Origin of the sequence: Polynucleobacter sp. MWH-UH35A, from assembly GCF_018687075.1 — a bacterium.
Classification (GTDB): domain Bacteria; phylum Pseudomonadota; class Gammaproteobacteria; order Burkholderiales; family Burkholderiaceae; genus Polynucleobacter.
This window is the reverse complement of the sequence record NZ_CP061285.1, coordinates 1338401-1358445: the sequence shown is the minus strand read 5'-3', so window position 1 is coordinate 1358445 and position 20045 is coordinate 1338401. Positions and strand designations below refer to the sequence as shown.

Annotated in this window: 20 protein-coding genes; 17 read left to right on the top strand and 3 right to left on the bottom strand. The window is 42.8% G+C overall.

Annotated elements, in window-relative coordinates; all coding sequences use genetic code 11:
- Positions 1–13: 13 nt before the first annotated feature.
- The 11 genes from ICV36_RS07025 (at position 14) to ICV36_RS06975 (ending at position 13603) form a co-directional block, all read left to right on the top strand.
- Positions 14–3109 carry an efflux RND transporter permease subunit gene (locus ICV36_RS07025; protein WP_215400008.1) on the top strand — a complete coding sequence of 1032 codons (3096 nt, stop codon included), beginning with the start codon at positions 14–16 and terminating at the stop codon, positions 3107–3109.
- Positions 3106–3429, top strand: a complete 324-nt coding sequence (locus ICV36_RS07020; protein WP_215400007.1) for a P-II family nitrogen regulator — start codon at positions 3106–3108, stop codon at positions 3427–3429. The genes ICV36_RS07025 and ICV36_RS07020 overlap by 4 nt, the downstream gene beginning before the upstream one ends.
- A gap of 130 nt (positions 3430–3559) precedes the next feature.
- Positions 3560–4753 carry a CaiB/BaiF CoA-transferase family protein gene (locus tag ICV36_RS07015; protein WP_215400006.1) on the top strand — a complete coding sequence of 398 codons (1194 nt, stop codon included), beginning with the start codon at positions 3560–3562 and terminating at the stop codon, positions 4751–4753.
- Between the two features lie 63 nt (positions 4754–4816).
- Positions 4817–5752: a hydroxymethylglutaryl-CoA lyase gene (locus ICV36_RS07010; RefSeq protein ID WP_215400005.1), complete on the top strand. Its 936-nt coding sequence runs from the start codon at positions 4817–4819 to the stop codon at positions 5750–5752.
- Positions 5753–5766: 14 nt separating this feature from the next.
- On the top strand, positions 5767–6159 hold the full coding sequence (locus ICV36_RS07005) for a VOC family protein (protein WP_215400004.1): 393 nt from the start codon (positions 5767–5769) through the stop codon (positions 6157–6159).
- 28 nt (positions 6160–6187) lie between these two features.
- Positions 6188–6370, top strand: coding sequence for a hypothetical protein (locus ICV36_RS07000; RefSeq protein WP_215400003.1), 183 nt, complete (start codon positions 6188–6190; stop codon positions 6368–6370).
- Between the two features lie 99 nt (positions 6371–6469).
- On the top strand, positions 6470–8158 hold the full coding sequence (locus tag ICV36_RS06995) for an amidohydrolase (RefSeq protein ID WP_215400002.1): 1689 nt from the start codon (positions 6470–6472) through the stop codon (positions 8156–8158).
- Positions 8159–8322: 164 nt separating this feature from the next.
- Positions 8323–10131 (top strand): amidohydrolase, encoded by a 1809-nt coding sequence (locus ICV36_RS06990; protein WP_215400001.1) that lies wholly within the window; start codon positions 8323–8325, stop codon positions 10129–10131.
- 103 nt (positions 10132–10234) lie between these two features.
- Positions 10235–11914, top strand: coding sequence for an alpha-keto acid decarboxylase family protein (locus tag ICV36_RS06985; RefSeq protein WP_215400000.1), 1680 nt, complete (start codon positions 10235–10237; stop codon positions 11912–11914).
- 88 nt (positions 11915–12002) lie between these two features.
- Entirely contained in the window at positions 12003–12407 is a 405-nt protein-coding gene (locus tag ICV36_RS06980) for a hypothetical protein (RefSeq protein ID WP_215399999.1), read from the top strand.
- A gap of 74 nt (positions 12408–12481) precedes the next feature.
- Positions 12482–13603, top strand: coding sequence for a choloylglycine hydrolase family protein (locus ICV36_RS06975; RefSeq protein ID WP_215399998.1), 1122 nt, complete (start codon positions 12482–12484; stop codon positions 13601–13603).
- Positions 13604–13667: 64 nt separating this feature from the next.
- Here ICV36_RS06975 and ICV36_RS06970 read toward each other — a convergent pair whose 3' ends face one another.
- Positions 13668–14303: a hypothetical protein gene (locus ICV36_RS06970; RefSeq protein WP_215399997.1), complete on the bottom strand. Its 636-nt coding sequence runs from the start codon at positions 14301–14303 to the stop codon at positions 13668–13670.
- A 133-nt stretch (positions 14304–14436) separates the two neighbouring features.
- Here ICV36_RS06970 and ICV36_RS06965 point away from each other — a divergent pair, with 133 nt between their 5' ends.
- Positions 14437–14859 (top strand): thioesterase family protein, encoded by a 423-nt coding sequence (locus ICV36_RS06965; protein ID WP_215399996.1) that lies wholly within the window; start codon positions 14437–14439, stop codon positions 14857–14859.
- Between the two features lie 118 nt (positions 14860–14977).
- Positions 14978–16111 (top strand): linear amide C-N hydrolase, encoded by a 1134-nt coding sequence (locus tag ICV36_RS06960; protein ID WP_215399995.1) that lies wholly within the window; start codon positions 14978–14980, stop codon positions 16109–16111.
- A gap of 71 nt (positions 16112–16182) precedes the next feature.
- Here the strand turns inward: ICV36_RS06960 and ICV36_RS06955 are convergent, their stop codons facing one another.
- Positions 16183–16800 (bottom strand): TetR/AcrR family transcriptional regulator, encoded by a 618-nt coding sequence (locus ICV36_RS06955; RefSeq protein ID WP_215399994.1) that lies wholly within the window; start codon positions 16798–16800, stop codon positions 16183–16185.
- A 276-nt stretch (positions 16801–17076) separates the two neighbouring features.
- Between ICV36_RS06955 and ICV36_RS06950 the strand changes: the two genes are divergently transcribed.
- The 3 genes from ICV36_RS06950 to ICV36_RS06940 all read left to right on the top strand — a co-directional run bounded on the left by ICV36_RS06950 (position 17077) and on the right by ICV36_RS06940 (position 18799).
- Positions 17077–17349, top strand: a complete 273-nt coding sequence (locus ICV36_RS06950) for a hypothetical protein (protein ID WP_215399993.1) — start codon at positions 17077–17079, stop codon at positions 17347–17349.
- A gap of 94 nt (positions 17350–17443) precedes the next feature.
- Complete coding sequence (locus ICV36_RS06945; protein WP_215399992.1) at positions 17444–17758, top strand: hypothetical protein; 315 nt, start codon at positions 17444–17446, stop codon at positions 17756–17758.
- Positions 17759–18292: 534 nt separating this feature from the next.
- Positions 18293–18799 carry an HPP family protein gene (locus ICV36_RS06940; RefSeq protein WP_215399991.1) on the top strand — a complete coding sequence of 169 codons (507 nt, stop codon included), beginning with the start codon at positions 18293–18295 and terminating at the stop codon, positions 18797–18799.
- Positions 18800–18831: 32 nt separating this feature from the next.
- Here the strand turns inward: ICV36_RS06940 and ICV36_RS06935 are convergent, their stop codons facing one another.
- Entirely contained in the window at positions 18832–19299 is a 468-nt protein-coding gene (locus ICV36_RS06935) for a nuclear transport factor 2 family protein (RefSeq protein ID WP_215399990.1), read from the bottom strand.
- A gap of 108 nt (positions 19300–19407) precedes the next feature.
- Between ICV36_RS06935 and ICV36_RS06930 the strand changes: the two genes are divergently transcribed.
- A complete protein-coding gene (locus ICV36_RS06930; RefSeq protein ID WP_215399989.1) occupies positions 19408–19929 on the top strand; it encodes an HPP family protein in 522 nt (173 codons plus the stop codon).
- Positions 19930–20045: the final 116 nt, after the last annotated feature.

The following is a 20045-nucleotide window of genomic DNA, read 5'->3' as shown; positions in this document are numbered from 1 at the left end:
GTGGACAAGCTAAATGGTTGAAAGAATCGTTCGTCTTTCCTTACAGCAACGCTTGTTGGTGGCGATTATTGCCATCGTATTGCTTATTGCTGGGCTAATGGCTACGAAACGATTGTCTGTAGATGCGTTTCCGGATGTCACCAACGTCCAAGTGCAAGTTGCCGCGGAAGCTCCTGGTAAATCTCCAGAAGAGGTCGAGCGTTTTGTCACCATCCCAATTGAATTGGGAATGACAGGTTTGCCTGGTTTGACAGAGATGCGATCTTTGAATCGGAATGGCATCTCCGTAATCACTCTGGTGTTTACTGAAAAAACCGATATTTACTTTGCTCGTCAATTAGTTACCGAGCGATTGATTGAAGTAGCCTCTAAGATGCCAGTGGGTATCACTCCAGTGTTGGCTCCTCCTTCTACTGGTTTAGGTGAGGTTTATCAATACACGCTGGATCATCCCTCAGATCGCCATCGTGAACTTTCTGTTGATGAGCTTTCTGATCGACGCGCTGTGCAGGATTGGATTGTGCGCCCGATGTTGCGTTCTATTCCGGGTGTAGCCGAGATCAATACGCAAGGGGGTTATGCAAGAGAGTATCAAGTATTGGTCAATCCTGAACGTTTACGGCATTATCAGATTAGCTTGCATGAGGTTTATCAAGCCCTTGCCAGAAACAATGCTAACTCTGGTGGTGGACAACTCCCAACCTATGCAGAACGCTATCTGATTCGTGGTCTGGGTTTAATTACTAAGCCAGAAGATATTGGCAAGATTATCTTAAAAGAAGTAAAAGGTATTCCGGTATATGTGAAGAACGTAGCTGAGGTCGCCATGGGCAGTGAGATTCGCCAGGGTGCCGCTATTAAGAATGGCTATACCGAGAGTGTTGCCGGCATCATACAGATGATCCGCGGTGGTAATGCACGTGAAGTGGTCAACCGTATCAAGCTCAAGGTTGCAGAAATCAATGAAGGCAAGCTCTTGCCTGATGGGTTACAGATTGTGCCTTTCTATGACCGTACTGATTTAGTGAATGCAGCCATGTTTAACGTAGCAAAAGTGCTGATTGAAGGCGTCATTCTTGTCATTATTTTGCTATTTCTTTTCTTGGGTGACGTGCGCTCATCCTTGATCGTAGTGGCTACCTTGTTATTGACGCCATTGCTCACATTCTTGGTGATGAACCGTTACGGTATATCGGCAAACCTGATGTCACTGGGTGGTCTTGCAATTGCGATTGGCATCATGGTGGACGGTTCCGTCGTGGTGGTGGAGAACACCTTCGCTAAATTGGGTGAGCGACTCAAATCTGGTGAGTCTAAAAACAGGATCATCTTAGAGGCGGCATCTGAAGTTGGTAAGCCAGTGCTATTTGGTGTGGGCATCATCATTTTGGTCTTTATGCCGCTACTCTCATTGGAGGGTATGGAGGGCAAGATGTTTGCTCCGATGGCGATTACGATTGCCATCGCCTTAACTATCTCATTGATTCTGTCGTTTACTTTGTCACCAGTTTTGTGCTCCTACATCCTCAAGGGTGGCGGCGAAGACGATACCAAGATTGTCAAAAAAATGCGCGCTCCCTATGAGCGCTGGTTGCATTGGTGTTTGGCTAATCCTAAATTGGTTGTAAAGCGTGCCATTAATGCCCTAGGCATTAGTCTGATTGGTTTTGTATTCCTGGGAAAAGCATTTATTCCGGTGATGCAAGAAGGATCAATTACCCCAGTGATTGTGCGTGCTCCTAATATTTCCTTGGATGAATCTATCAAGCTGGAGTTTGAGGCAATTAAACGCATCATGACTATTCCAGGGGTGGAGATGGCAGTTTCCCGTTTAGGTAAAGGTGAATCACCAGCAGATCCTGGGCAGCCAAATGAGTCTGATCCGATTGTGACGCTCAAGCCTTTAGGCGATAGAAGTCTGAGTCAGGAAGAGATTGCGCAGCAAATTCGTGAAAAGCTTAAAACCTTACCCGGCATTGAATTGGCTATTTCTCAACCGATTGCTGCTAGGGTGGATGAGATGGTTTCTGGGGTGCGCTCACAAGTAGCAGTCAAAATCTTTGGTGATGATCTTGCGGTGTTGCAAAAATTAGGCTCTCAGATTGGTCAAATCTTAACCAAGATGAAGGGTAGTAATGACCTACGCATTGAACAGGCATCTGGTCAGAACTATCTTAATATCAAAATCGATCGTGATGCCATCGCGCGTTATGGCATTAATGTCTCTGATGTGAATGAGGTAATTGAAACTGCTATTGGCGGTAAGCAAGCCAGCACGATCTACGAGGGAGAGCGCCGCTTCCCATTGGTATTGCGCTACCCAAGTCCTTATAGAAACAATATTGATGCTATTGAAAATATTATTCTGCACTCGCCAGATGGGGCTCAGGTACTCATGAGGGATTTGGCAGAAATTTCTTTAGTAGAAGGCCCTGCACAAATCTCAAGAGAGTCGGGTAAACGTCGTTTAGTGGTGGGTGTTAATGTGGATGGGCGTGACCTAGGTGGTTTTGTTAAAGAGGCCCAAGAGTTAATTGCTAAGAATGTGGAGTTGCCCCAAGGTTATACCCTGCAGTGGGGCGGTCAGTTTGAAAACATGCAAAGAGCAATGGCACGCTTGATGATCATCATTCCATTGACTGTGCTAGCGATATTCTTCTTGTTGTTTATGTTGTTTAAGTCAATCCGCTTGGCAGGCCTCATTATTTTGGTTCTACCATTTGCGTCGATTGGCGGCGTGTTTGGCTTATTTATTACTGGTGAGTACTTATCGGTACCGGCGGCGGTAGGATTTATTAACTTATGGGGTATTGCGGTCCTTAATGGGGTGGTGCTGATATCTTTCATTAAGCAATTACGTGAGGATGGCTATAGCATGGAGGAAGCATTGCTAAATGGTTGTCATCATCGTTTTAGGCCGGTCATGATGACAGCATCTGTAGCGATGTTGGCACTTGTACCGATGCTGTTCTCGGGCGGCCCTGGTTCTGAGGTAACCCGTCCTTTAGCTGCTGTAGTGATTGCTGGGTTGATTACCTCCACAGCATTAACTTTATTAGTGTTACCTGTTCTATATAGATGGTTTGAGGATAAAGAGGTGGAACCATGATGGAAGTAAAGGCAGTGATACGCCCCAATAAATTGGCCGCTCTTCGAGCAGCTTTGATGGAAACCCCAGGATTCCCAGGAATGACTGTTGCTAAAGTGGAGGGCTGTAGTGCGCCTTCTAAGACCAACAAAGCAAATATTAAAGATGAGCTTACTGACTACTCAGCAAAGGTAAGAATTGAAATCGTTTGCAATGCAGAGATCGCTGAAGCCTTGATGGATAAAATTGTCGCTGTATGCCAGACAGGGCATATGGGTGATGGCGTAGTATGGTGCACACCGGTGCCCAGGGCTTTTTTCATCGCTAAATCATCTGGCTAGTGCAATCAATTAACGTATTCCACCATCACTACGCAAAAGACAGAGATAGACCATAAAATAGCAATCAATAGCAATAAATAGCCCTCACTAAGAAGGGTGAATTTGCAAAAAGCATATTTCAGGGGATGTCATGGAGCCGTTATCTAAGTTAAAAGTCGTAGAAATGGGGCAGCTCATTGCTGGACCATTCGCCGCTAAAACATTGGCAGACTTTGGGGCTGATGTCGTCAAGATCGAGCCGCCTAAAGTTGGCGATGCTTTGCGTAAGTGGCGACTGTTAAAAGATGGCACTTCTATTTGGTGGCAAGTACAGTCACGCAATAAACGCTCACTCTCTTTAGACTTAAAAGAGGCGGAAGCTCAGGATATTGTTAGAACTCTAATTAAAGAGGCGGATGTATTAATTGAAAACTTTCGTCCAGGCACTTTAGAGAGCTGGGGTCTTAATCCAGTAAAGCTGCTCGAACTCAATCCCAAGTTAATTGTTCTGCGTATTAGTGGCTACGGTCAGACTGGGCCATACAGAGATAAGCCTGGGTTTGGTGTTGTTGCTGAAGCGATGGGTGGTTTGCGCCATCTCACTGCAGAGCCTGGTAGGGTGCCGGTCCGCGTAGGCATCAGTATTGGGGATACCTTGGCATCTTTGCATGGCGTGATTGGTATTTTATTAGCACTGCAAGAGCGGCATAACAGTGGCAAAGGTCAAATTATTGATATTGCTCTGTATGAAGCAGTCTTCAATTGCATGGAAAGTTTGTTACCTGAATACAGCGCATTTGGTGAAGTGCGACAAGCTGCTGGTAGCGCCTTGCCCGGTATTGCACCAACCAATGCTTACCAGTGTGCCGATGGAGGCTATGTATTAGTAGCTGGCAATGGCGATAGCATCTTTAAGCGTCTGATGACTGTTATTGGGCGAGATGATTTAGGCAGCGATCCCCAGCTGGAAAATAATGAGGGTCGCGTGAAGCGGGTAACTGAACTTGATCAGGCCATTGGCGAATGGACTAAAACAGTTAGTACAAGCAAGGCTTTGGAGGCATTAGATTCTGCTGCCGTACCAGCGGGACGTATTTATACCGTGGCTGATATCGCCAGCGATCCACATTACAAGGCGAGAGAAAATATTCAGACCATTCAAATGAAGGATGGCAGCAAGGTCGATGTGCCTGGGGTCATTCCAAAGTTATCTCGCACACCAGGTTCAATTAAGACGCTTGCTCCTGATATTGGTCAAAATACCGAGGAGATCCTCAAGAGCATCGGTTTAAGTGATGACCAAGTAGCCTCATTAAAAGCGCGCGGTATTGCATTTACTAAGTGAAAATAAAAGCAGATACAAAAATAAAAAAAGATAAATAAGTAAAGAGACTAAGAAGAAAATAATATGACCAGAATTTATTTCAACGACGTTGTCACTAGGGATGGCTTTCAGATTGAGCCCAACTTTATTCCGACAGATGACAAAGTTAGGTTGATTGATGCACTGAGTGAATGTGGCTTTGCCAAGATTGAAGTGACTTCATTTACTTCTCCTAAAGCAATTCCAATGCTACGTGATGCAGAAGAAGTGATGGGCCGTATTCAGCGAGTTCCAGGTGTGGAGTACACCGTACTAGTGCCTAATTTAAGAGGTGCAGAGCGCGCCTTTGAATCTAAGGCCGATGAATTCAACCTAGTGATGTCTACCTCTGAGACACATAACCTAGCCAATTTACGAATGGGTCGAGAAAAGAGTTTTACAGGCTTGGCTGAAGTGATCAAGTACGTTGATGGCAGAACGCCAATTAATGTTTCTCTCTCCACATGCTTCGGTTGCCCTATGGAGGGCGAAGTTCCGCAATCCGTTGTAGAAAGCTTTGCACAACGCTTTGCTGATTTGGGTGTGCGAGGTCTTACCATTTGCGATACAACAGGTATGGCCAATCCAGACCAAGTTAAAAAAATGAGTGAGTCATTGCAAAAGCATTTTCCTAATATGCAGCTGACCCTGCATTTTCATAACACCAGGGGTATGGGCTTAGCTAATCTATTGGCTGCCGTGCAATCAGGTATTGTTCGCTTTGATGGCTCATTAGGCGGATTGGGCGGCTGTCCATATGCCCCTGGAGCAAGTGGCAATATTTCCAGTGAAGATGCTATTCACATGCTCGATGCCATGGGCTACGACACTGGTATGAATATTCCTAAATTATTAGAGCTGGCCAGAGAGTTGCCAAAGATTGTGGGGCATGAAGTCCCCGGCCAAGTCGCTAAGGCAGGTAGCACCTTTACTTTGCATCCAGAGCCAAGTTACGTAGACGAACTACGTCGTGCCCAATAAGAAGAAGGCTCATCATGATTGATCATTTAGATCATTTGGTTTTGACTACAGCTAAGGAAGTTGAATGTGTCGATTTTTATACCCGCGTGATGGGAATGAAACTGGAATCCTTTATCGGTGGCACTCCACCAGTCGAGCGCAAAGCTTTTAAGTTTGGCAATCAAAAGATTAACCTGCATATCAAGGGTAAAGAGTTTGAGCCCAAGGCAGACATCCCAACTCCTGGAGCGCTTGATCTTTGCTTTATTGCTGATCGCCCCCTTGAGCAAGTTATTGAAAAACTCAGGGCCGAAGGATGGCCAATTATTGAAGGGCCGGTCATTCGTACTGGTGCTACACAGAAGATTAACTCTGTATACATCCGTGATCCAGATCAGAACCTGATTGAAATCTCTGAATTAATTTGACCGATCATCTATTGGTTCAAGCTTCTTTATGACTAATCATTCCAATCCAGAATCCGATAACAAAGCAGAGCTCAAGCGTGAGCAAACGGAGGGCTCTTTGGATCGTGAGACTGCAGATAGGCAGGATTCTGGCCACCCTAGGAAATCTGGACGCAGTAAGCGAGAGATCATGGAAGAGCTATCTCGTGCTCGATTTCCTTGGGATGATTAATTGTCGGATTTTGTCCTAAGGGGCAAGCCTTTACTGTTTGTTATGATCGTTCTATCACCCAATCTGGTGTCCTCTCTATCCAATAAGATCAATTCGCCTATGAAAACCTTAAAAAATATCTTTACCGCATCTTTTTTCTTGATTGCTACTCAAGTATTTGCGGATACGACAAGCGTTTATTTCAACGGCGATATTCTGACGATGGAAGGTGATAAGCCACAGTATGTTGAAGCTGTTGTTGTGAAGGGTAAAAAGATTGCCTACGCAGGCAATATGAAAGATGCTTTAAGTGGGGCTGGGGCAAATGCGGTGATGAATGATCTAAAAGGTCAAACCTTATTGCCTGGTTTTATTGATGCTTGGGGACACTTTACTTTGATTGCGCAAAACACCCTAAGCGTTAACCTAGGTTATTTTTCTTCTAAGCCTCCACATACCACTAAAGAGCTGATTAGCCGCCTCAAGAATGAGGCTCGACCATTTAATGGCTGGATCATCGGATCTGAGTATGCAGATGCCTTTCTATCAGATGGCCCTTTAACCATTGCACAGTTGGATGCGGCTTTTCCAGATCAGCCGGTATATGTAAACAATATTTCTACTTTGACTGGGATTGTGAATACCGCAGGTTTGAAGAAGTTGGGTTTTTCCAAAGCCACTAAGGTAACTCAGGGCATGCTTCCAGTTGATCCAAAAACTGGAAAACTGACTGGTGAGTTAATTGGTGATCCCAATTTGGAGGCAACAGCGAAGGTATTCGGCAAGTATTCGCATGATTTGACGATGGAAACCTATCGCAAGGCTGAAAAAATTTACGCTTCTAATGGATACACTACAGCGCAAAGTTATGAAACTACGATTCAGGATATCGCTAATATGCGTCAGGCAGTTGATCGCAATGTGATTAGTTTGGATCTGATTGCATTGCCTACCAATGATGTGGTTGATCAATTGCTTGTAACAAATAAAGATTACCCATTTGGAATCTATACCAAGGGGGACGGGGGCTTTAAGGTTGCTGGAATATTGGTTTCTACAGATGGTGCGCCACAATTGCGTTTGGCTTATTTCACAAAACCTTATGCCGTTACTACAGGGTTCCCAAAAGATTGGCGCGGCATGGCTGTTGCCACTCAGGGATTGGTGGATAAATACGCTAAGTTAGCCTACGAAAAAAATATTCAGTACTTCGGCTATTCCAATGGCGATGCTGGTATTGATATGACGCTTTCTGGAATTGCCAAGGCAGTTCAGGCAACAGGCGTTACTGAAGATCGTAGAACGGTGATTTCACACTCATTCTTTGTTCGCGATGATCAACTAGACCAATATAAGGCCAATAAAATTCTTCCCCAGTTCATGCCTAACCACATTTGGATGTATGGCGATGTTTACAAACAGATTCTGGGCGACGAGAGGGCTAGCAATATGGTTCCGCTCAACTTGACTAAGGCAAAGGGCATGCAATTTGGTCTGCATAATGACACGCCATCATCTGGTCCAAGTGCTTTGTTTACGATTTGGACTGCCGTGAATCGCAAAACTTACGGGGGCAGCACATTAGGTTCTGATCAGCGTATTGATCCCTATACCGCTCTGCGCGGATTTACCTCAGTAACTGCATATCAGTACAAAGAGGAAGCTTTAAAGGGCAGCATTACTGCTGGCAAGTTAGCTGATATGGTGCAGCTCGATCGCAATCCTTTGAAGGTCGATCCAATGGAAATTAAGGATATTCAAGTTGTGAAGACTATTAAGAATGGTAAAGATATATTCGTTCTCCAGTAGCTAGTCTGATTGATTAGTAGCAATAAAAGAAAAGCCACCCGAGGGTGGCTTTTGCATAACCGATAGTTCGGGATAACCCTTAGTGCTGATTTGCCAAAAATCTAAACACTCAAACCTTCGTTTTGTGATCAATTATGATTTAGTGATTATCAATGGAGGTGTGTATGAAAGCTAAGACGTTAAATATTTTGAGTAAGCGCATTCTGTTTGCAAGCCTTGCTGCGGCTTTACTTGGAAGTGCAAATGCAACTGAGTTTTTGGATCCGCCAGCAGTGGCTACCCCAAAAAATATTACTGTTTACGTAGCAAAGAAGGTTGTGACCATGGATCCCTCTAATCCTGTCGCTACTGCAGTTGCTGTATCGGATGGTAAGATACTTTCAGTTGGGTCTTTGGATGATCTAAAACCTTGGACAGATAAATACCCAACCCAAATTAATCGTCAATTTGCAGACAAGGTTATCTACCCAGGATTTGTGGATCCACATGAACATCCATTATTGGGTGGTTTAACATCCACCAGCTATCCGATCACCTATTTTCCGCTTCCAAGTCCTTGGGGTAAGCCATTTCCGGGTGTTAAAGATTTGTCAGCTGCTATTGCTAAGCTTAGGGAGTACTCTGCAGGAATTTCTAATCCGAATGAGCCGCTATTGGCCTGGGGTTATGACATTGTTGCGATGAAGAAAATCCCCAATAGGCAGCTTTTGGATGAGGTTTCTACGACAAGGCCGGTATTTGTTTGGGACTCTTCTGAGCACAACATTTTTCTGAATTCCGCTGCACTTAAAAAATATTTCCCTAATCCAGATGAAGTAAAAAAGGTGATTGGTGTCGGTGTTGATCCTGATGGCAGTTTAAATGGTCAATTTTTAGGTGCATCTGCCAGCCCTCTGATTATTAAGTATGCTGGTAAAGATTTATTCAGTCTCGAAAAAGTTGCTAAAGCATTAATGTATTCCAACGATATTGCTCAGCAAGCGGGCATTACTACTACTAGTGAGTTAACTTTTGGCATGTTTGATATCGAAGCCGAAAAAAAGTTAATGCAAAAATTTACAAGCTCTGACTTGACCTCTCTACGAATTGAGGCAATTCCGTATTCAGTTCCTTTTGTGGATAAATACGGAGACCAGGCTGTAGCGCAGGTGCAAGAATTGCAAAAATTAAGTACTGATCGCCTTTTTTATAAGGGTATTAAATTTATTAATGATGACGCTTTTTTGGCTAACACTATGAAAGTGAACAACCCTGGTTACATCGATGGTCATCAGGGAATCATGTTTTATCCAACTTACCAAGACTTTGCGAAGACATTAAAACCTTGGTGGGATGCTGGATTCCAGATCCATGTGCACTCGAACGGTAATGAAGGTAATGTTGAGGTGGCCAATGCGCTTCAAGTATTGCAAGATCAGAAACCTCGTTTTGACCATCGTTTCACTTTTGAGCATCTTGGCATGCCTTCTACATCGGTAGTTCGGAAAATGAAAGTATTGGGCGCAATAGCAAGTGTTAATCCTTCCTACTTTTATGATCGAGCTGGTCTTCAAGTTGAAACGGTTGGATCTGATCGTGCATCATATCCAACCAGGGTTGGACAGTTGTTAAGAGAAGGTGTTCCTGTAACCTTGCACTCTGATACACCAGTGACACCTCCTTCGCCGCTCACTCAGGCATGGTCTGTAGTTACTCGACAGGGTTTATATACCGGGAATAAAAAATGGGCTCCAGCTGAAGCAATTACTCCCGAGCAGGCGATGAAAATGGTAACAATCGATGCAGCATACGCTCTCGGTCTTGAGAGTAAGGTTGGATCTATTGAGCCAGGGAAATTTGCTGACTTTACTGTGCTGGCAGCAGACCCTGTGACAGTGCCAAAAGAGAAAATCAAGGATGTTCCAGTAATTGGTACCGTTTTGGGAGGAAGATACATTCCTGTTTCTGAAACCAAGCAACCAAGACCATTTTGAACCGATGTTACGAAATAGTTAATTGCTTAAACCCTCATCAGAAATGATGGGGGTTTGTATTTGGGAATGACTCCCACAAGGATTAAATCATTTAAGGTAAAGCATGCCATCAAATACATTAACAGTTGCGGAGTATGTTGTTGAGCGCCTAGCAGACTTGGGAATTGATCAAGTCTTTGGCGTGCCTGGCGACTATACGTTCCCATTTGATGATGCAATTGAAGCATCAAAACGTGTGAAATGGGTTGTCTGTGCAAATGAGCTTAACGCAGCCTATGCTGCCGATGGTTATGCTCGAGTCAATGGTGTTTCTATGCTGACTACAACCTATGGTGTAGGTGAGTTAAGCGCCATCAATGGTGTTATGGGTGCTAAATCACAGCGACTTCCGGTGTTTCATCTCGTTGGTGCACCGAGCACACAAATACAAAGACAGGGTCTGATAACCCACCATACTTTAGGTGATGGCGTGTACAACAATTTTCGTGGTTTATCTGAGGCGGCATGCTGTGTCTCTGCTCACTTAACGCCCGATAATGTTGTTCAAGAAATGGAGCGGGTGATTCGGGAGGCTTTGCGTTTGTGTGCCCCGGCATATATCTGCGTTCCCATGGATTTGGCCAAAATGCCCATCATTGGTACTCCAGTCAATGGGGTGCCATTAGCTCAAGTTCAGAGGGCCCAGAGTGACCCCGCTGCTTTAAATGCTGCGATCGAGTTTATTCTTGGAAAAGTTCAAGCTAGTAGAAATACAGTAGCACTACCAACCCAGTTTGCTCTTAATTACGGGTTAGCTGACGCACTGCTTAATTTCCTGAATAAATCGAATCTCCCATTTGCTACTACGCCGATGGATAAAGGGGTGATCACGGAGGCACACCCAAACTTTCTGGGCATCTACAATGGTATGAGCTCTTCTCCATCTGGCGTTAAGAGTCTTGTAGAAGGTGCTGATTTAGTTTTGGATATTGGGGGTGTAGTATTTGAAGACTTTAATACCACCTTTTGGACTGATAATCTTTCAAGTTCCAAGTTGCTTACCCTGGGTGATCAATTTGTCAGAATGGGCAACGCCATTTTCACTGGCGTCACTCTGGGTGATGTGCTGATTGGTTTGACGGAGCGCATAACACCCGCACCCAAATCAAATACTCAAGAGCTTCACTCCGCGATGCCCTTGGTTGGCGCCCCTGCGGATCCAACATCATCAGCCAGTCTTTATCCGCGACTGCAAAGAATGCTGAAGTCTGGCGATATATTGGTTGTCGAGACTGGCACCTGCGTGCTGCACACAACACCTATGTGTTTGCCTGATGGTGTTGGTTTCCAGACCCAAACGCTGTGGGGGTCGATTGGTTGGGCTACGCCTGCCGCAGAAGGTATTTGCATGGCAAATAAAAAGGGTAGAACGATATTGGTTACTGGAGATGGTTCGCACCAATTAACCGCTAATGAAATTGGAGTGATGGGCCGCTATGGGCTTAAGCCGATTATTTTTGTCCTGAATAACGCTATTTACGGCGTTGAGAATGTTCTTAGTGAAATTGGACCCTCGTATGATGATTTGGCAAAGTGGGAATATGCACAAATACCAGGCGCTATGGGCTGTACTACTTGGTTCAGTGCAAAGGTAACTACTGTCGCCGAATTAGATGCTGCGATTGAGAAGGCTAATTCATTCGATGGCGCCTCCTATATTGAAGTCATGATTCCTGCATCAGAAAGCCAGCCATTACCGTTAAATGTGCAAAATCAAATTTATAAAACTAATATTCCAAATTAAGCCAAAGAGAACGAACGGAATGGAGTATGTATAGTAGGTAATTTATACTTGAAGTTCTAAAAATTACATTGTTAAAAGAGGCCAATAAATGAATATTAAATTAATCAGTATCTTCGCAGCTCTTACGCTTGCTGCTTGCGCTGCCCCAGTAACTCAGCAAGAAATTGCACAAGCAAAGTTCACCCCTCAACCAAATCAGGCTGCGGTGGATAAGGAAGTGAATACCTATATCAAATCTGCTGTTAATAATCCGGAAATGGCAACAAAAGAGTGCTCTCCTCCTCGTAAAGCATGGGCTAGAGCGATTGCTTTTGAGAAGCCAAAGTTTGGTTGGATGGTGGTGTGTGATGTTAAGGCGAAGGATCGCACTAGTGGTGATACCACCATGAAAACATATATGTTCTTGTTCACTACGGATGGAAACTTCACATACGATCCTTCCTCGTTTGCTAACATCAACAACAATGTGCAGTTCTTGGACCTAATGAAGTAATGTTCCCTAAGATAGAAACCACCTTCGGGTGGTTTTTTATTTATAAAATCGGATTTTTCACCAAAAGGATTCTTATGAAACAAGCATTGATTAGAAAAATGGTGGCTGCTACCGTTTCTGCCGCTTTAGCTTATACACCGTTAGTCACTTATGCGTGTACTGCAGTTAATGTCGTGGCAAAGGATGGCTCTGTCGTTGCAGGTAGGACAATGGAGTGGGCGTTTGATATGAAGTGGGAGTTGATCGCTAACCCCAAAGGAACTGTAATTCAGCTCAGAGCTCCAAAATCAATGAATCTTCCAACAACTACTTTAAATAGTAAGTACGCATTTGTTGGTGTTTCCCCTGGAATCTTGGAGGGGGCGACTGCCTATTTAGAGGGGCAGAATGAAGCCGGCGTCGCTCTTAGTGGAAACTTTTTACCCGGATTTACCGAGTATCAAACTGTAACCCCACAAGATAAAAACTATGTATCTGTGGTTGACTTTGGTAGCTTCATTTTGGGTATGTTTGGCTCAGTCAAAGAATTGCGCTCTGAGATCCCTAAGTACAAAGTTTGGTACGACTCCAACGAAGTCAAGGGCTTACCAACCCCACCTTGGTTACACCTGGTTTTAACTGATCGCAGCGGAGATAGCATCATTGTTGAGTTTGTTAAAGGGCAGATGGTGATTCATGACAATATTGCCGGCGTACTGACAAATGCACCGACTTATGACTGGCATCTTAATAATGTCCGTAATTACTTATCGCTGACTTCTACAGCAACATCCTCTGTAATGGTTGGCAAGACTAACGTGACCGAGTTAGGTCAGGGTGGCGGCTTAGTGGGTCTGCCTGCAGACTACACTCCCCCGGCTCGCTTTGTAAGACAAACCTACCTCAAGCAGTTTGCATATCAACCAGAAAGTAGTAATGATGCGATTCAATTGGCTGGGCACCTATTAAATAACGTAGATATTCCACAAGGTGTTGCTCGATCAAGCGACGGCAAGCAAGTTTTTTCTGATTACACACAGTGGGTAAACCTCAAGGATCTGAAAAATAATCGTATGAGAATTGCGAATTATGCAAATCGCACAAGTTTCATTGAGATCAACTTAAATGAAATTTTCAAATCAGGAAAAACGAAGACCTGGGCGGTTGATTTACTTCCATATCCCCAATCTGATATGACTTCAGTGTTATTAAAATAAGTCGTGAACATACCACCTTCGGGTGGTATTTTATTTCCCCATTAAGGAGATTGAAAAACCATACCTAGAAGTTTAGAGTTGGTTTTCCAGTTTCAATGAGATTTATGGAGTGTTGCTTCAGGATGTCAATGACTTTAAGTAATTGGGCTCGAGTCGCATCATCCAATGGGGCTTTGGGGTTTGCTTTTTGTATATCTAAGTTCAATTCTTCTAATTGTTTGATGTACTCTTCAGATTTCTTATTATTAACCCCAGTCAATTGATACGTTCTGAAATAAAGACCGGTAATGTTGACGTGCTCGTATTCGGGGCTTACAGCACCAAAACTTTTGCCCATTGGTGTTAAGGCATATTGAGCATCCCCGATCGTTTTTGCCTTTTTCACTAAATAGCTCATCGCATTTAAGCGATTCTCTATTTCAAACTCACAAGTGAGAAAGTCTTTTTGGGTGCTTAGCTTTTGGGCGTAATGGTGGCTTGTTATTTGATAAAGCGCAGCTCCGCCGCTTAAGAAGACTGAAGATAAAAGCCAAAGGCCAAAACTGCTGTTCAGAATTTCAAACGTTTTGTCCCAAACAGTTTTTTCTAAATTGGCTACATTTTGCTCGACTGAAGCGGCCTCAGATTTCAACTTTTGTGCGATCTGATGCCGATATTTTTCTTCCGCCTCAATCAATTTTTTCTTTTGGTCGTCTAGCATGGCGCAATTATTTAGTTGTGTTCACAAAATCATATACCAAAGTGGGCTAAATCTATCAGAATATCTCCGTACGGGGGTATTTGGGAGTGTGACTGGTGTTACATTAATTATTAGTTAATTACAAAGGCGCATCATGAAAGAATCTCTAAAGCCCGGAATTCGATACAAGCATCAATTTAAGATTCCTAAATCCAAAACAGTTCCATTCTTATACCCTGAGTCTGAAGAATTCGTAGTAATGCCAGAGGTATTTGCTACTGGTTTTTTAGTTGGGTTTTTAGAATGGGCCTGTATTAAAGCTATCAATCCTCATTTAGATTGGCCGCAAGAGCAAACTCTTGGGACGCATATAAATGTTAGTCATGAGGCGGCTACACCAGTTGGCTTAGAAGTGACGGCCACTGTTGAATTAATTGCCGTAGAAGGAAAGAGGTTAATTTTTAATGTGGAAGCTCACGATGGCAAGGATTTGATATCAAAAGGACAGCACGAGCGATTCGTTATTAATCGGCAAAAGTTTGATGAGCGCCTAAAATCAAAAAGTAGTGCGATTTAAGGTTGCAGCTATTTCTTCTGTTAAATTTAATAATTACAAAATCAATCAAAGAGCTTACTCGTTTTTGCAGCTTTTTGCAGCTAAATAATATGAATTTTTATTGATAAAGGAAATTCCCATGAGCCCTAAAAAAATTCTTAGTGCGTTTATCGCTGGGTCAATAGTGGTGACTTCGATTGGTAACGCGATTGCCTGTACCTCTATTATGGTCACAGATACAGCGGGTCTCGCCTACCATGGAAGAACACTAGAATTTAGCAATATTCTTCCTACTAACATGACTTATATGCCAGTAGGGACCAGAATTGAATCATTTACGTCCGCCGGAAAGCAGGGGAAAACTTTTAACACTAAATACGCCTTAATTGGAATGTCTGCCCAATTATTGCCAAATGCTAAGCAACCTACATTTGCTGATGGCATGAATGATCATGGATTGAGCATGAAGACCAATTGGCTCAATTCCACTACAGATGTTCCTGTTGGTAATGATGATGCTAAAACCTTAGCGGTGACAGATTTATACCCCTGGATTCTTGGCAACTTCAAAAGCGTTGCTGAGGTTAAAGCATCCCTTGCGAATAAAGAAGTGGATATTTGGCTGCCAGTTGTTGCGGCAATAAGTCCTAATCCGTTTCCTCAGCATTACCATGTTGTTGATAAAACTGGCGATAACATGGTTATTGAATTTACTAACGGCAAAATGAATGTGTATGACAATCCAGTTGCTGTTATGACAAATGGCCCTGATTTTCCTTGGCATCTGGAAAGCTTAAATAACTACACATTTACAAATGTGAATAAAAATACTGGTCAGCTTGGAAAGTTAAAGTTAGCCACCCAAGATGCGGGTATTGCTCTTACAGCGTTACCCTCTGCAGAAACGTCACAAGGACGTTTTGTGAAGGCAGCATTCTATGCAAACTATGTGCGTAAAGGGAAAACTCCAGATGAGGCAGTGATAAACCTCGCACACATTTTGAATAATTTTGATCGCCCATATGATTTGACTATTGATGCAGGAGGGGGTTCAGGTGATGGCGTTCGTAGCAGGAGTACCTCGAGCGAAGTAACCATTTGGACAACTATGAGCGATCTTAATCGCAATCAATACTATGTTCGCAGCATTAATGGCATGAACTTTGCCGTAGTCGACTTAAATAAGCTTAAGGATGTTAAGCAAACAAAGTCTATTAATACCTATGAGGTTGATAATGCTGTCGGAGATGTATTTACGAAGTTTTTAAAATAGCCGCAAGATAAGTTACAAAAAACCACCCTCGGGTGGTTTTTTGTTATTTAACACTACGTATGCCGAGCGCTCTACTTGGAATAAATTCTTAGCGCGATATCCTTCACGATGGCTCTATGTCTATCGGTTCCCGCAATGGGCGATTGCTCAAGGAATGGGCTCAGAATGGCTGTTTGAGAAATTCTATTAAGGAACGGCCATTCATCCTCTGCTATGTCTCTAAAGCTATTGGTTTTATTTCTTTGAATAAAGGCAAGCACATGGGGGTAGATGCTTTGTGCGTAAGAGTAGAAAAATTCGGGCTTATGAGCATTTTGGTAATAAAACTCTAATGCCTCATGCTTAGCGGCAATGGGTTTTTCTCCCCATTCATGAAATGCTTGGTTAATTAGCTGGTCTGAAAACTGGTCTAAAGTTACGTCCGGCCCAAGAGAGTCAATCAATGCCGCTAATCCCTGAATTCTGAGCCTAACCTTGCGAAGCAGTAGGCTGGCATAGATACTGTTTACTGAAGGAAAGTGGTGGTAAATAGCCCCTACAGAAATAAATGCCTTCTTGGAAATTGATTTGATATCGATCTTCTTATTTGGTGATTCTGTTGACAGAGCCTCCACAGCATCAAGAATTTTTTCAACCCGAGCATAACTACGCTCTTGTTTAGCTTCATGGGCAAAGTAATTATTCTGCATGCTTATTTAGGATGTATGGTCGTGCTTAGTACGGGTGGCTATAAAAATTTAATTTTCAGGCAAAAAACCGAAACATATAGATTTTAACCCTGTAGTTGTTGATTCCATAAGGCCTGCATGGCAATAAATTACCGAATCTTTTAGGGCAATTTTTAGTCAAAAATTTGCTTAATATGACATTTATGAAATAAGTATTTGACCATTTAAGTCCAATCTTAGTTCTTTATTTAGCCTTCTAGGAAGAGTAGTTGTTTCTAATAATTGAAAGGGTGGTATATGGATTCAGTTCAAACAGCAATGGGTTTGGTTTATTTAACATTTATTGCCAGTGCAATTGTGATTTATTTGCTCCATCGTAAACTTGATCAATTCGAGCGCTATGAGTTTCATAACCAGAGTGAATCTGGCGCCACAACATTTGATACTTATGAAGGGGCAAAAAGTTTTAGAAGAAAACAGCATTTTTACAAAAGTTTGCAACGTTTAGCGGGGTTTCCTTTTGTTTTTTCTCTATTTATTATCATCATGTACTGGTCCTTAAGTAAGTAAATTCGGCTATTCCTTTGAGCGCTTGATTTATGTTGGAATGCTTGTGTATGAGCAATCTACGGCATTCCCAGCATATGGAAAGGGTTAAATAAATATGGTGACTGCTTTTTACAAAAGTGCTTATCGCGGCAAAGAAAAGTTGGGAAAAACATTTCTATTGGGTGTTATTGGCTATGGAATACTTATATATATAGTTTCTATAATCGGAGACGCCATAGATGGCTTCAGTGCGGCCCGTTGGTCTTGGCTATGGCTCTTCTTTATTTTGCCTTATCAATTCTGGTTGATGGTATCCATTTGGCGCTGTTCTAACAATTGCGATCAATTGTTCGCATCTATACCCGCAAAAATTTTTTCAATAGCAACTTTTGCGATGATTATTGCTGCGATGGTAAGATTTCCACTTTAAAACCTTTGAAAATAGATCAAAACTGGTGGGTCGAGTCGATTCTGCGGTCAGCTACTCTTAAGTTTTAAAGGGTTGCAAGTGTATAGAAGCCCAATACTTTCGGTATCTTGAGTTGCTGTTAGTTGCTCAGTCTCAAACTAGCGTCTTCCATCCCGACCAACAACGGCTCAATAGATCATCTATTGTCCCTAGCAGTCACTACATTTGCCTCAGCCAAAAGAAAAATGCCCCAAGATTACTCAAGGGGCTTTTGTATAACTGGTGGTCGGGCGAGATTCGAACTCGCGACCAACGGATTAAAAGAAGTCGTTGCTCTTAAAATCTCATATAAATCAATAGTTTGTAGAGTCAAAAAATGACTGTGCGATTGCTTTTGCTCTTGGAGTAGGCGCCAGTAAATCAGCGCTTTTTTTCGGGGAATTAAATTCTATTTAGCGATGCCTGAATTTTTCCATATGCTCGAGAAGGGTTCCCAATTTGAAAAATATGACTCTTATCAAGCAAATTTCCTTAAAAAATGCTTAATATGAAGCCATGAAAATACAGTTTTTACGATTGATATGGGCTTTATCTGGCTCTCTAGTAGCAATTAGCGTTGCCCTATGGATCACAAAGGCGGCATCTCCTTTGCTACTTGCCTCATTGGGCGGTACAACTCTATTTCTATTTGCTCTATCGACCGCGCCAGCAGCGCAGCCCAGGGCCGTATTTGGCGCCCACTTGATTAGTAGTTTGATTGGAGTAATTGCATTTCAAATCTTTGGGGATGCATATTGGGTGAATGTGCTGGCTGTGGTGGTTACGATTGGAGTGTTATTGCTTACTAGATGTGTCCATCCTCCCGCTGGCGCCAATCCCCTAATAATGATTCAGGCGCACGCAACATTTGTTCATTTGGGTTTAACGGTTTTAATAGGTGTCACCATTCTCTTTATTGTCGCTGTAGTGTGGAGTCGGCTAGGCACAGGAGGAAAGAAATATCCGGTATCTTGGACTCAGCCCTCACCTCCGTCTCTCAATTGGGGTGTTTGGGCCGATTAATTTAGTGCTGTAAAGAAAGCCTGTTAAAGGTTTTATAAACCCAAATCACTTAGGGTGGGATGATCATCTGGCCTGCGACCTAGGGGCCAGAAAAACTTTCTATCTGATTCTTTAATTGGCAAATCATTGATGCTTGCAAAGCGACGCATCATAAAACCACGTTCATTAAATTCCCAATTTTCATTGCCATAACTTCGTATCCAATTTCCAGAGTCATCACGACACTCATACGCAAATCGAACAGCAATTCTATTATTAGTAAAAGCCCAAAGCTCTTTAATGAGTCTATAGTCTAGCTCCTTAGACCATTTGCGCCGTAGAAACTCTTTAACCTGCTCTCGTCCTATGGGAAACTCAGCTCTGTTACGCCACACAGTATCTTCTGTATATACAAGTGATACCTTATCTGGATCACGAGTGTTCCAGGCATCCTCAGCCACCCTAATTTTTTGAATGGCGGTTTCTTTGGTAAATGGTGGCAATGGCGGCTTATTTTCCATGTTTTGTATCCTTGCGATGTAATTTTCGGGGTGTCGGCTATATGATGATGTGTTAAATATAGATTAAATATGCATTCTCTCTTCAAATAATACTTATCACCTTTTTATATGGCCCATCTTCTTATTAAGAAAATTGCAGAAATTTTTCATCGGCTTACTCTGGGTCAGCCAAAATATCCAATCAAGGATGTTGCACGCATTACTTTTGGCACCGGTTTAACCTTGTTTGCAATCTTGCTCCTGAATCAGTGGTTTGGAAATTTAAGCAATGAGGAGTCAATGATCATGGCAGTATTTGGTGTTAGCGCATTTCTAATTTTTTTATTGCCAAATAGTAAGCTTTTCTCCCCTCTAGTGTTGCTTGAAGCAAATCTTCTCGCTGCCTGCGTTGCTTTCGTATGCGTTTATGTATTCACTAATTTAGCGGTTGGAATTTTTGTAACTGTCCTTGGCACCATTTTGGGGTTACATTTTCTCCGATGTATGCATCCACCGGCAATATTCTTATCAATTTTTATCGTAATGGCGGGGGTTACTGGATATAGCTTTGCCCTTTACCCGATATTGGTTGACTCGATAATCTTAGCTATTGCAAGCTTTCTCAATAAAAAATATTTCACTCAAACTTGAGCTTTAAATAACTTGATTGCAGCCCGCTCGGCTGAAAATTTAGTATTCCCATTTTGGTGCATATTAATCTGTTTGGTGTGTTTTATTGGTGCACTAACAAATAAATCTATCGCTAG

Bases quoted from the DNA above. Each gene is read 5' to 3' on its own strand.
- ICV36_RS07015 (WP_215400006.1), top strand. From the start codon at position 3,560: ATGGAGCCGTTATCTAAGTTAAAAGTCGTAGAAATGGGGCAGCTCATT.
- ICV36_RS06990 (WP_215400001.1), top strand. From the start codon at position 8,323: ATGAAAGCTAAGACGTTAAATATTTTGAGTAAGCGCATTCTGTTTGCA.
- ICV36_RS07025 (WP_215400008.1), top strand. From the start codon at position 14: ATGGTTGAAAGAATCGTTCGTCTTTCCTTACAGCAACGCTTGTTGGTG.
- ICV36_RS06935 (WP_215399990.1), bottom strand. From the start codon at position 19,299: ATGGAAAATAAGCCGCCATTGCCACCATTTACCAAAGAAACCGCCATT.
- ICV36_RS06945 (WP_215399992.1), top strand. From the start codon at position 17,444: ATGGTGACTGCTTTTTACAAAAGTGCTTATCGCGGCAAAGAAAAGTTG.
- ICV36_RS07000 (WP_215400003.1), top strand. From the start codon at position 6,188: ATGACTAATCATTCCAATCCAGAATCCGATAACAAAGCAGAGCTCAAG.
- ICV36_RS06975 (WP_215399998.1), top strand. From the start codon at position 12,482: ATGAAACAAGCATTGATTAGAAAAATGGTGGCTGCTACCGTTTCTGCC.
- ICV36_RS06930 (WP_215399989.1), top strand. From the start codon at position 19,408: ATGGCCCATCTTCTTATTAAGAAAATTGCAGAAATTTTTCATCGGCTT.
- ICV36_RS06955 (WP_215399994.1), bottom strand. From the start codon at position 16,800: ATGCAGAATAATTACTTTGCCCATGAAGCTAAACAAGAGCGTAGTTAT.
- ICV36_RS07020 (WP_215400007.1), top strand. From the start codon at position 3,106: ATGATGGAAGTAAAGGCAGTGATACGCCCCAATAAATTGGCCGCTCTT.
- ICV36_RS06985 (WP_215400000.1), top strand. From the start codon at position 10,235: ATGCCATCAAATACATTAACAGTTGCGGAGTATGTTGTTGAGCGCCTA.
- ICV36_RS06980 (WP_215399999.1), top strand. From the start codon at position 12,003: ATGAATATTAAATTAATCAGTATCTTCGCAGCTCTTACGCTTGCTGCT.
- ICV36_RS06970 (WP_215399997.1), bottom strand. From the start codon at position 14,303: ATGCTAGACGACCAAAAGAAAAAATTGATTGAGGCGGAAGAAAAATAT.
- ICV36_RS06965 (WP_215399996.1), top strand. From the start codon at position 14,437: ATGAAAGAATCTCTAAAGCCCGGAATTCGATACAAGCATCAATTTAAG.
- ICV36_RS06950 (WP_215399993.1), top strand. From the start codon at position 17,077: ATGGATTCAGTTCAAACAGCAATGGGTTTGGTTTATTTAACATTTATT.
- ICV36_RS07010 (WP_215400005.1), top strand. From the start codon at position 4,817: ATGACCAGAATTTATTTCAACGACGTTGTCACTAGGGATGGCTTTCAG.
- ICV36_RS06960 (WP_215399995.1), top strand. From the start codon at position 14,978: ATGAGCCCTAAAAAAATTCTTAGTGCGTTTATCGCTGGGTCAATAGTG.
- ICV36_RS07005 (WP_215400004.1), top strand. From the start codon at position 5,767: ATGATTGATCATTTAGATCATTTGGTTTTGACTACAGCTAAGGAAGTT.
- ICV36_RS06995 (WP_215400002.1), top strand. From the start codon at position 6,470: ATGAAAACCTTAAAAAATATCTTTACCGCATCTTTTTTCTTGATTGCT.
- ICV36_RS06940 (WP_215399991.1), top strand. From the start codon at position 18,293: ATGAAAATACAGTTTTTACGATTGATATGGGCTTTATCTGGCTCTCTA.